Origin of the sequence: Mycobacterium sp. (assembly GCF_039583805.1) — a bacterium.
Classification (GTDB): Bacteria; Actinomycetota; Actinomycetes; order Mycobacteriales; family Mycobacteriaceae; genus Mycobacterium.
This window is the reverse complement of the sequence record NZ_JAVKSH010000033.1, coordinates 18,509-29,203: the sequence shown is the minus strand read 5'-3', so window position 1 is coordinate 29,203 and position 10,695 is coordinate 18,509. Positions and strand designations below refer to the sequence as shown.

The window sequence follows — 10,695 nt, the reverse complement described above, 5'->3', positions numbered from 1 at the left end:
CCTGGGCTGATCAGGCCTGGGCTGATCAGGCCTGGGGACGGCGGTTCTGAGTCTTTGCTAAGGCACCTCTGGCAGTGCTCGAAAACCACTCGCGACCGCCCGCACCCGCGGTTACCGTCGAGTAATGAGCGTGACGATGGACCTCCGGGAGACGAACACCGTTCTCGACTACGGGGATCAGGCGCTGCTGCTGCAGTTCGACAGCAGCGCCGACGTATTGGCGTGCACGGCCGCGCTGCGGGACGCCGCGCTGCCCGGCGTCCTCGACGTCGTCGCCGCCTCCCGCACCGTGCTGGTCAAGCTCGCCGGACCCCGCTACCAGAACGTCACACGGCGTCAGTTACAGACGTTGCGGGTCAACCCCGAGCCGACAGCGACCACACCGGCGGACGGGCACATCGACGTGGTGATCGACGTGGTCTACGACGGCGCGGACCTCGCCGAGGTCGCCGACCGTACCGGGCTGACCACCGCGCAGGTCGTCGACGCACACACGGCGCAGCCCTGGCGGGTCGGATTCGCGGGTTTCGCACCGGGTTTCGCCTACCTGGTCGGCGGCGATCCGCGGCTGGCGGTGCCGCGGCGAGCCGAGCCGCGGCCGTCGGTGCCGGCCGGCGCCGTTGCGCTGGCCGACGAGTTCAGCGGGATCTACCCACGCCGGTCGCCGGGCGGCTGGCAGTTGATCGGTCACACCGAGGCGGTGCTGTGGGACATCGACCGGCCGCAGCCGGCGCTCCTCACGCCGGGCATGTGGGTGCGGTTCCGAGCCGGGTAGGAGGCCGTCGTGACAACCCTGGAAATTCTGCGGACCGGGCCGCTGGCCCTTGTCGAGGACTTGGGCCGGGTCGGCGTGGCCCATCTCGGCGTCAGCCGGTCCGGGGCCGCGGACCGACGTTCCCATACACTGGCCAACCGGCTGGTGGCCAACCCCGCCGACCGTGCCACCATCGAGGTCACCTTCGGTGGCTTGTCGACCCGGGTCCACGGCGGCGGCGCCGACATCGCGGTGACAGGCGCCGACACCATCCCCACTGTCAATGGAATTCCATTTGGCACCAACAGTATTCACCACGTCAAAGACGGCGACGTGATAGCGCTGGGCACCCCGGTGTCGGGGTTGCGCAGCTATCTGGCGGTTCGCGGCGGCGTCGACGCGACGCCGGTGCTGGGCTCCCGCAGCTACGACGTGATGTCGGGGATCGGTCCGCTGCCGCTTCGGCCCGGCGACGTCCTGCCGGTCGGCGAGCACACCGCCGGCTACCCGGAACTCGAGCAGGCCCCGGTGGCGACGATCGCGCGGCATCTGGTGGAACTGCAGGTCGTGCCCGGGCCGCGCGACGACTGGCTCGTCGATCACGACGCCCTGGTGCACACCATCTGGATGGCCTCCGACCGCAGCGACAGGGTGGGCATGCGGTTGGAGGGACGCCCGCTGCGCCTCCGCTGGCCGGACCGGCAACTCCCCAGCGAAGGTGCAACCCGTGGCGCAATCCAGCTGCCGCCCAACGGTTTACCGGTGATCCTCGGCCCCGATCACCCGATTACCGGCGGGTATCCGGTGGTCGGCGTGATCGCCGACGACGACGTCGACAAGGTAGCCCAGGTGCGGCCCGGCCAGTATGTGCGCCTGCACTGGTCGCGCTCCGGCGCGGCACTGGCGTCTGCTTCGACTCCGGTGACGAGACGCCGGCCGACCTGGTAAACCGGCCGACCTGGTAAACCGGCAGTGTGCGCACCCAGGTCCACACCGCCCGCCTGGTACACACCGCGGATCTCGACGGCGAGACCCTCGCCAGCGCGCATCGCATGATCAGCGACGCGTTCGCCGGGGACTTCACCGACGCCGACTGGGACCACGCTTTGGGCGGGATGCACGCCCTGATCTGGCATCACGGCATGATCGTCGCGCACAGCGCGGTGGTGCAACGGCGGTTGATCTACCACGGCAGCGCGCTGCGGTGTGGCTACGTCGAAGCGGTGGCCGTGCGGGAGGACTGGCGCGGCCAGGGACTGGGGATCGCCGTTCTCGACGCGTGCGAGCAGGTGATCCACGGCGCCTACCAGATCGGTGCGCTGAGCTCGACGGCCCGCGGCCGTAGCCTGTTCGCGGTGCGCGGCTGGCTGGCGTGGCGGGGTCCGACCTCGGTGCTGGCGCCCACCGGGCCGTCGCGAACTCCCGACGACGACGGCTCGGTGTTCGTGCTTCCGGTCGGCATCAGCCTGGACAACACCGCCGCTTTGATGTGCGACTGGCGCGACGGCGACGTCTGGTAGTAGCAACCCGTCGGACCTGCCCTCTCAGAACGCGCACGGTGGTGCCCGTGCCTGGTTTCGATGCCTGGTTTCGATGCCCTGGTGGTCTCGCCGGGGAGTTGGGTCGGGGGTCGTCCGGCAGGACCGGTCAACCGCGGGTCACACAGGCCACATGGATCACCTGTCGCGCACCGTGAGGCGGTCACCACGACCCCGGTTCTCCGGTGCTGACCCACGAGGCAGGCGTGACCCGTGTGGGCCTCAGGGTCCGACCGTGTGCTCGCCCCACCCTCACCGAACGTGAAGCCATTGCGAAAATCAGCCCCGATTTTCGCCACAGTTTCACGTTCGGTGAGCACACCCGTCACCCCGGGGGACTTACCCAGGGCGACAACCCCCGACGAACGTGCCGGCGCGACCGTTCGGGTGCCGGGCAGCGGCCAGCGCTGCCGCACACGTGATGGTGATGCCGTCGCGGATCTATGGTGGCCGGCTCGCCGATCGGCCGGGTGGCAGCCGGATCACCATGACCGGCTATGTCGTCGGCGTCATCGGGCGGTTCATGCTGTCAGGACTCGGTAACCGGACCGTGTTCACTACGATCTCATCGATTGTCGCGGCACCTCGTCACACGCACACTTTCGAACGGGTAAGCGGCGGCGGCGTTCTGGGCTTTACCGGCTTGTCTGTCGTCGTTGTGGACACCGACCTCGGCCATCTGTGCCCGCCGTCCCCTTTTCAGCGTCCTGCCTGCCCGGGCCCCAAGCCGCGGCGAAGCCGCCGCACGTGGGACAAGCAACGCGTCGGCAATTGCGCGGTAACGCCGGGGCAATCCGCCCAGAATAAACAGTTCTTATGAGCCAACCGGGCTCGCCACCCCTCGCCGGCTACCGGGTCGCCGTCACGGCGTCTCACCGTGCGGACGAGCTGTCTGAGCTGCTGCGCCGGCAGGGCGCCACGGTCTGCGCTGCCGCGGCGATCCGCAAAATCGCTCTGCCCGACGATGATCAGCTGCGCCGTCACACCGAGGAGCTGATCGCCCGCCCGCCGGACATCCTGATCGCGACGACCGGCACGGGATTCCGGGGCTGGATCGCTGCCGCCCAAGGCTGGAGGCTGGCCAACGCGCTGATCGCGGCGCTGTCGGGTTCCCTGATCGTCTCACGTGGGCCCAAGGCGACCGGTGCGCTGCGCGCCGTCACGCTGCGTGAACGGTGGACACCGCAATCCGAATCCTCGCGTGAGGTTCTGCACTACCTCCTCAAAGCCGGCGTCGCCGGGCAGCGGATTGCCCTGCAGCTGCACGGCGCCACCGAGGAATGGGATCCCCTCCCCGAGTTCATCGACGAGCTGCGTTCTGCTGGAGCTGATCTCGTGCCTATCCGGGTGTACCGGTGGGCGCCGGCGCCGCCAGGAGAGTTCGACCGGCTGGTCGCCCACATCGCCCAACGCTACGTCGACGCAGTCAGCTTCACCTCGGCGCCAGCGGTGGCGGCGACACTGCAGCGCGCTCGCGACCTTGACATCGAAGGCCAACTGCTCGATGCGCTGCGCGCCGACGTCTGCTCGATGTGCGTGGGCCCGGTGACCGCGCAACCACTGGCGCGTCTCGGCATCCCCACCTGGTCGCCGGAACGGACGCGGCTGGGAGCGCTGGCCCGCCACATCACCGACACGTTGCCTCGGCTGAAATCACGCGTGGTGAGCGCAGCAGGTCATGTCCTCGAAATCCGCGGCTCGTGCGTGGTGATCGACGGACGCGTCACATCGCTGCCGCCGTCCGCGATGGCGACATTGCACGCATTGGCCAAGCAGCCGGGTACGGTGGTCAGCCGCCACCAACTGCTGCGGACGCTGCCCGGCAACAGCAGCAATCCGCACGCGGTGGACACCGCAATGCTGCGGTTGCGAAACGCATTGGGCGACAAAAATATCGTCGTGACGGTGTTCAAGCGCGGCTACCGGTTGGCCGTGGACGAGCAGACCGGGACGGCGTGACGCCCATCCCGGTGGCCGCCGGAATGCACAGATGCGGGGCGGGTCCGCGCCTACGCGGCCGCGGAACGAGCGACTTCGCAGCGGCCCACCTGAACGATCCCGTCGACGAGCCGGATCGAGCATACCGGCACCGCGACTTCGGGATCGTCCAGGCACCGGCCGTCGTCGAAAGCGAACGCCTGCTTGGCGATCGGGGACTGGACGACCGCTCGCCCACCGCGGTCACCGACCAGTCCGCGGGAGAGCACGGCGGCACCGGAGAACGGGTCGATGTTGCCGATCGCATGCAGGGACCCGTCATCGAGCCGGAACAGCGCCGCCTGCGAGCCGTCGTCGAGGAGCACGCCCACGCCACGCCCCGGGATCAGGTAGTCGTAGCGGCATGCCGGCGTCCAAGCCTGCTCGGACAGTGGCGGCCGTCGGTTCATGTCGTCGAGTAGCATCAGCGAGAACCTCCTCGTTGCCTTTGCGGTTTACGTTCGCACCTGCGGTATCCCGATGAGCACCGGCTGCGCTGCCGCCGGGCGCTTGCGTCCGTTGTATTCGGTGAACGCCACCGTGGGGTCGGGTACGTCGGGCGCGTTGACGAACGAGACGAACCGGGACAGCTTGTCCGGATCCTCCAGTACGCCTTTCCATTCGCACCGGTAGTTCGCGACGTGCCGCGCGATAGCGGCCTCGAATTCCTCGGCGAGACCGAGCGAGTCGTCACACACCACGTCGCGGACGTGGTCGAGCCCACCGTCCACGGATTCGATCCAGGCGGCGGTCCGCTGCAGCCGGTCGGCGGTACGGATGTAGAACATCAGGAACCGGTCGACGTAGCGGATCAGGGTCTCGCCATCCAGATCGCCGGCGAGCAGCTGCGCGTGCTTGGGGGTGAAGCCGCCGTTGCCGCCGACGTAGAGATTCCACCCTTTTTCGGTCGCAATCACACCGACGTCCTTCGAACGCGCCTCCGCGCATTCCCGCGCGCAACCCGACACACCCATCTTGATTTTGTGAGGCGCGCGCAGCCCCCGATAGCGCAGCTCCAAGTCGATGGCCAGCTGCACGGAATCCTGCACCCCGTAACGGCACCAGTCGTTACCCACGCAGCTCTTCACGGTGCGCACCGCTTTGCCGTAGGCGTGGCCGGATTCCATGCCGGCGTCGACCAGTCGCTTCCAGATGGCCGGCAGTTGGTCGACGCGAGCACCGAACATGTCGATCCGTTGGCCGCCGGTGATCTTGGTGTACAGCCCGAAATCCTGGGCGATCTGGCCGATCAGGATCAGGTGCTCGGGTTTGATGTCGCCGCCCGGCACCCGCGGCACCACCGAGTAACTGCCGTTCTTTTGGATGTTGGCCAGGAAATGGTCGTTGGAGTCCTGCAGGGACGCCTGCTCGCCGTCGAGGATGTGCCCGGACCCGGTGGACGCCAGGATGGAGGCGATGGCGGGTTTGCAGATGTCGCAACCCTTTCCGGTCCCGAACCGATCCAGCAGATTGGAGAACGTGCGAATTTCTGTCGCGCTGATGATTTCGAACAGCTCGGCCCGAGACTGGCTGAAGTGCTCGCACAGCGCTGTTGACTGCTCGACTCCTTCGGACTCCAGCAGCTGCTTGAGTATCGGGACGCACGAGCCGCAGGATGTCCCGGCCGCGGTGCACGCCTTCAGGCTCGCGACATCCGTGCAACCGGCCTCGATTGCGGCGGTCAAGTCCCCCTTGGTGACGTTGTTGCACGAGCAGATCTGGGCAGCATCCGGCAGCGCTCCCACACCTAAAGCTACTGTGCCGTCGCCGGATTGAGCCGGCGATATCAGGGTGAGCGGGTCACACGGCAGCTCGGTGCCGACCATCGGACGCAGCATGCCGTAGGCGGTGGCGTCGCCGACCAGGATGCCGCCGAGCAGGGTTCTCGCGTCATCGGAGAGCACCAGTTTGGCATAGGTCCGCTTCACCGCATCGTTGACGACGACATGCAGACAGTTCTGCGTGACGCCCATCGCGTCGCCGAAGCTGGCCACGTCGACCCCGAGCAGCTTGAGCTTGGTCGAGAGGTCGGCCTGGGGAAACTCCGCGGCACCCTCGAGCAGCCGATCGGCCACCACCTCGGCGCTGGTGTAGCCCGGCCCGACCAGGCCGTAGCAGCGTCCCTCGATCGCGGCCACCTCGCCGATCGCGTAGATGTCGGGATCGCTTGTCCGGCAGGATAAGTCGGTGAGCACACCGCCGCGCTCGGCGACCTTCAGGCCCGCCGCGGTGGCCAATTCGTCTCGCGGTCGGATGCCGGCGGCGAAGACCACCAGGCCGGCGTCGACGACCTCGTCGTTGGCGAGCAGCACCCGCACCGATCGGGCGCCGTCCGAGTGCTCGACGCGTTCGATGGAGTCGGTGCCGACGCCGAGGTGCACGTCGATGCCCAGTTCGGCGATCATCCGGCCCAGCAGAGCGCCACCGGCGTCGTCGACCTGCTGAGCCATCAACCTCGGCATCATCTCGACGATGTGCGGGTGCAGGCCGAATTGGCGCAACGCGTTGGCGGCTTCCAGCCCCAGCAACCCGCCGCCGATCACCACGCCGGCCCGGGTGTGGCCGGCGTGCAGCGTGCGCTGAGCGTCGGCGCGGATGGCGTCGAGGTCGTCAAGCGTGCGGTAGACATGGCACTCGGGCAGGTCGTGACCGGGCACCGGCGGGACGAACGCGGCGGACCCGGTCGCCAGGACCAGCGCGTCGTAGCGGTGCCGCAGGCCGTCGGCGGTGAACACCAGCTTGGCAGCCCGGTCAATATCGACGACGCGGCTGCGCAGACACAGCCGGACCGACTCGTCCCCGTCGTAGTCGTTGCCGGGCAGCGCCAGCAGCTCACGCTGCCAGTGCTCGGTGTAGCCGGTGAGCCCGACACGATTGTAGGCGGCATCGCATTCCTCGGCGAGCACGGTCACCCGCCAGGCGTCGCCGGCGTCGCGGGCCCGCAACGCCTCGACGAACCGGTGGCCCACCATGCCGTGCCCGACCACGACGACGTCGCTTGTCGCGCGCGGAATTACGGCGGCCATGTCACGACATTAGGAACGCGATATTGCCGATATGTTTCACGGGGTGTGTCGTCTCGATCACGGGAATCTCACCGCTGGTGGTGGCAGCTGTGAGGTCAGACACCGGCGCCGAAAGCGCAGGTGAGTTGTCAGCGTCACCGGCTCATGTTCGCCCCGCGCGGCGCCGGCGCAGTGCCAGCGATCACAAACCGTGACAGGAGTGGACTGGGCAACATGCCGGCGTGGCCCTCGGCCCCGGTGCCGACACCGTGTCCGCGCGGAGCCGGCGGGAGCGGTCACGGCGGTCGCGGACCGCCGCGTTCCGGCCGGGCAAGCCGGTTCCGATCCAGTGGGGTACTGTGATTTATGACACCTTCGTCCCAGGGAGATCTGTTGTCGAGCCCCCCCGAACTCGCCGACCTGCACAACCTCATCGGTGGTTTGCGCCGGTGCGTGACCTCGTTGAAGTCGCGATACAGCGACACTCCGGCGATGCGGCGCATCGTCAACGACGCCGAGCGGATTCTCAACGACGTCGAACTGCTCGACATCGATGCCGGCGAACTGGAACTGGCCGGCGCCCCCGTCCCCCCCATCGGCGAGAAGATCACGATTCCCGACACGGAATACGACTCCGAGTTCTGGCGCGACGTCGACGATGAGGGTGTCGGGGGGTACGGCAGGTCCTGACGCACCCCCCGTGCTGCGGGTGCTCTCTGGTCTTAGTACGCTGCGACGAGGCTACGTGAAGAGGACCACTTTCAGATGAGCGCACCTACGGCGAACCGCCCTGCCACCGGTGTCTTTTCGGCCACCCGCGCCCAGCTGGCGCAACGGACCCTGCGCACCGACCGCTGGTGGTTGTCGGCGGCGACGACCGACCTCGGCCTGGCCGCATTCATCGTCTACGCGACCATCCGCGCGTTCTGGGGCAGCGGCTACTGGGTTCCCCGATACCACTACCTGACCCCGTTCTACTCGCCGTGCATCAGCGCGTCGTGCGTTGCGGGATCGCACCATCTGGGCGTCTGGCTCGGGCACTTCCCGCCGTGGATCCCGTTGGGAATGCTGGTATTACCGTTCCTGCTCGCCTTCCGCATCACGTGCTACTACTATCGCAAGGCCTACTACCGGTCGGTCTGGCTGTCCCCGCCGGGATGCGCCGTCGCCGAACCACGCGCCAAGTACACCGGGGAAACCCGGGTCCCGCTGATCCTGCAGAACAGCCACCGGTACTTCTTCTACGTGGCCTTCCTGCTCGCGGGATTGAACACCTACGACGCAATCCTGGCCTTTCACTCGCCGTCGGGCTTCGGATTCGGTGTGGGCAACCTCTTTTTGGTGGCGAACGTCATCTTGCTGTGGGCCTACACCGGCGGCTGCCACTCTTGTCGGCACCTCACCGGTGGCCGGCTCAAGCACTTCTCGAATCACCCGGTCAGGTACTGGATCTGGACCAAGGTGACCGAGCTGAACGCCCGGCACATGAGGTTCGCCTGGATCACCCTGGGCTCGCTCGCGCTGACCGACTTTTACGTGATGCTGGTTTCCAGCGGCACCATATCCGACCTGCGATTCATTGGCTGACAAGCTATTTCGACACAGATTTGGGTGAGGGTTCATGGTTGAGGTCGAACGGCACTCCTACGACGTGGTCGTGATCGGTGCCGGCGGCGCGGGGTTGCGTGCGGTCATCGAGGCACGTGAGCGCGGCCTGCGGGTCGCGGTTGTGTGCAAATCTCTTTTCGGCAAGGCGCATACGGTGATGGCCGAGGGCGGCTGCGCGGCTGCGATGGCCAACACCAATCCGAAGGACACCTGGCAGACCCATTTCTGCGACACGATGCGGGGCGGGAAGTTCCTGAACAACTGGCGGATGGCTGAACTGCACGCCAGAGAGGCGCCTGATCGGGTTTGGGAACTGGAGACCTACGGCGCGCTGTTCGACCGCACCAAAGACGGCAGGATCAGCCAGCGCAACTTCGGCGGGCACACCTACCCTCGGCTGGCCCATGTCGGCGACCGAACCGGCCTGGAGCTGATCCGCACCATGCAGCAGAAGATCGTCTCGCTGCAGCAGGAGGATCACGCCGAACTCGGCGACTACGAGGCGCGAATCAAGGTGTTCGCCGAATGCACCATCACCGAACTCCTCAACGACGGCCCGGCCATCGCCGGGGCGTTCGGGTACTGGCGCGAAAGCGGCCGTTTCATCCTGTTCGAGGCGCCGGCGGTGGTGATGGCCACCGGCGGCATCGGCAAGTCCTTCAAGGTGACGTCGAACTCCTGGGAGTACACCGGCGACGGTCACGCACTGGCACTACGGGCCGGTGCCACGCTGATCAACATGGAGTTCATCCAATTCCACCCGACCGGCATGGTCTGGCCGCCCAGCGTGAAGGGGATCCTCGTCACCGAGGGCGTGCGCGGTGACGGCGGGGTGTTGAAGAACTCGGAGAACTCTCGCTTCATGTTCGACTACATTCCGCCGGTGTTCAAAGGCCAGTACGCCGAAACCGCGCAGGAAGCCGACCAGTGGCTCAAGGACAACGACTCGGCCCGACGCACCCCGGACCTGTTGCCCCGCGACGAGGTCGCGCGCGCAATCAACGCGGAGGTCAAAGCCGGCCGGGGCAGCCCGCACGGCGGGGTGTATCTCGACATCGCGTCACGGCTGAGGCCCGAGCAGATCAAACGGCGCCTGCCGTCGATGTATCACCAATTCATGGAGCTCGCGGGTGTCGACATCACCTCCGAACCCATGGAGGTCGGGCCGACCTGTCACTACGTGATGGGCGGTATCGAGGTCGACCCGGACACCGGCGCGGCGACGGTCCCGGGACTGTTCGCGGCCGGCGAGTGCTCCGGCGGAATGCACGGCTCCAACCGGCTGGGCGGCAATTCGTTGTCGGACCTTCTGGTGTTCGGCCGGCGCGCCGGTCAGGGCGCCGCCGACTATGTGCGGGCGCTGCGCAGCCGCCCGGCCGTGTCCGCCGGGCAGGTCGACGCCGCCGCGAAACTGGCGTTGTCGCCGTTCGAGGGACCCACCGACGGCTCACCGGCGGAGAATCCGTACAAGCTGCAGATCGACCTACAGGACACGATGAACGAGCTGGTCGGCATCATCCGCAAGGCCGACGAGATTTCCGAGGCGCTCTCCCGCTTGCAGGAGCTGCGCACCCGGTTCGCCAACCTGCAAGTGGAAGGCCATCGCCAGTACAACCCGGGCTGGCACCTGGCGATCGACCTGCGCAACATGCTGATGGTCAGCGAGTGCGTGGCCCGAGCGGCGTTGGAGCGCACCGAGAGTCGGGGCGGGCATACCCGTGACGACTATCCTGGGATGGACGCCAACTGGCGCGACACCTTGCTGGTGTGCCGGGCCGGTGACGACGGGACCGGTGACGACGGGACCGGCGAC

The 10,695-nt window shown here is 67.4% G+C and carries 10 protein-coding genes; 8 read left to right on the top strand and 2 right to left on the bottom strand.

The window, feature by feature from the left end; translation table 11 throughout:
• Positions 1-124: 124 nt before the first annotated feature.
• The 5 genes from ABDW21_RS06465 to ABDW21_RS06445 all read left to right on the top strand — a co-directional run bounded on the left by ABDW21_RS06465 (position 125) and on the right by ABDW21_RS06445 (position 4,251).
• The gene (locus ABDW21_RS06465; protein ID WP_343600296.1) at positions 125-775 is read left to right on the top strand and encodes an allophanate hydrolase subunit 1; all 651 of its coding nucleotides are present in this window, start codon (positions 125-127) and stop codon (positions 773-775) included.
• 9 nt (positions 776-784) lie between these two features.
• Complete coding sequence (locus ABDW21_RS06460) at positions 785-1,702, top strand: 5-oxoprolinase/urea amidolyase family protein (RefSeq protein ID WP_343600298.1); 918 nt, start codon at positions 785-787, stop codon at positions 1,700-1,702.
• A gap of 26 nt (positions 1,703-1,728) precedes the next feature.
• Positions 1,729-2,274 carry a GNAT family N-acetyltransferase gene (locus ABDW21_RS06455; RefSeq protein ID WP_343600300.1) on the top strand — a complete coding sequence of 182 codons (546 nt, stop codon included), beginning with the start codon at positions 1,729-1,731 and terminating at the stop codon, positions 2,272-2,274.
• A gap of 436 nt (positions 2,275-2,710) precedes the next feature.
• The gene (locus ABDW21_RS06450) at positions 2,711-3,112 is read left to right on the top strand and encodes a hypothetical protein (RefSeq protein WP_343600302.1); all 402 of its coding nucleotides are present in this window, start codon (positions 2,711-2,713) and stop codon (positions 3,110-3,112) included.
• Positions 3,109-4,251: a uroporphyrinogen-III synthase gene (locus ABDW21_RS06445; protein ID WP_343600304.1), complete on the top strand. Its 1,143-nt coding sequence runs from the start codon at positions 3,109-3,111 to the stop codon at positions 4,249-4,251. The genes ABDW21_RS06450 and ABDW21_RS06445 overlap by 4 nt, the downstream gene beginning before the upstream one ends.
• Positions 4,252-4,301: 50 nt before the next feature.
• Here ABDW21_RS06445 and nirD read toward each other — a convergent pair whose 3' ends face one another.
• Positions 4,302-4,679 carry a nitrite reductase small subunit NirD gene (gene nirD / locus ABDW21_RS06440; protein ID WP_343600337.1) on the bottom strand — a complete coding sequence of 126 codons (378 nt, stop codon included), beginning with the start codon at positions 4,677-4,679 and terminating at the stop codon, positions 4,302-4,304.
• Between the two features lie 45 nt (positions 4,680-4,724).
• On the bottom strand, positions 4,725-7,295 hold the full coding sequence (gene nirB, locus ABDW21_RS06435; RefSeq protein WP_343600306.1) for a nitrite reductase large subunit NirB: 2,571 nt from the start codon (positions 7,293-7,295) through the stop codon (positions 4,725-4,727).
• 372 nt (positions 7,296-7,667) lie between these two features.
• Here nirB and ABDW21_RS06430 point away from each other — a divergent pair, with 372 nt between their 5' ends.
• The 3 genes from ABDW21_RS06430 to ABDW21_RS06420 form a co-directional block, all read left to right on the top strand.
• Positions 7,668-7,964: a hypothetical protein gene (locus tag ABDW21_RS06430; RefSeq protein WP_343600338.1), complete on the top strand. Its 297-nt coding sequence runs from the start codon at positions 7,668-7,670 to the stop codon at positions 7,962-7,964.
• 75 nt (positions 7,965-8,039) lie between these two features.
• Positions 8,040-8,861 (top strand): hypothetical protein, encoded by an 822-nt coding sequence (locus ABDW21_RS06425; protein WP_343600308.1) that lies wholly within the window; start codon positions 8,040-8,042, stop codon positions 8,859-8,861.
• 34 nt (positions 8,862-8,895) lie between these two features.
• On the top strand, positions 8,896-10,695 hold a 1,800-nt coding region (locus tag ABDW21_RS06420; protein WP_343710196.1), incomplete at its 3' end, for a fumarate reductase/succinate dehydrogenase flavoprotein subunit.

What these genes read in the sequence shown, in the direction of transcription:
- ABDW21_RS06445 (WP_343600304.1), top strand. Translation starts at nt 3,109, where the DNA reads ATGAGCCAACCGGGCTCGCCACCCCTCGCCGGCTACCGGGTCGCCGTC.
- nirB (WP_343600306.1), bottom strand. Translation starts at nt 7,295, where the DNA reads ATGGCCGCCGTAATTCCGCGCGCGACAAGCGACGTCGTCGTGGTCGGG.
- ABDW21_RS06425 (WP_343600308.1), top strand. Translation starts at nt 8,040, where the DNA reads ATGAGCGCACCTACGGCGAACCGCCCTGCCACCGGTGTCTTTTCGGCC.
- nirD (WP_343600337.1), bottom strand. Translation starts at nt 4,679, where the DNA reads ATGAACCGACGGCCGCCACTGTCCGAGCAGGCTTGGACGCCGGCATGC.
- ABDW21_RS06465 (WP_343600296.1), top strand. Translation starts at nt 125, where the DNA reads ATGAGCGTGACGATGGACCTCCGGGAGACGAACACCGTTCTCGACTAC.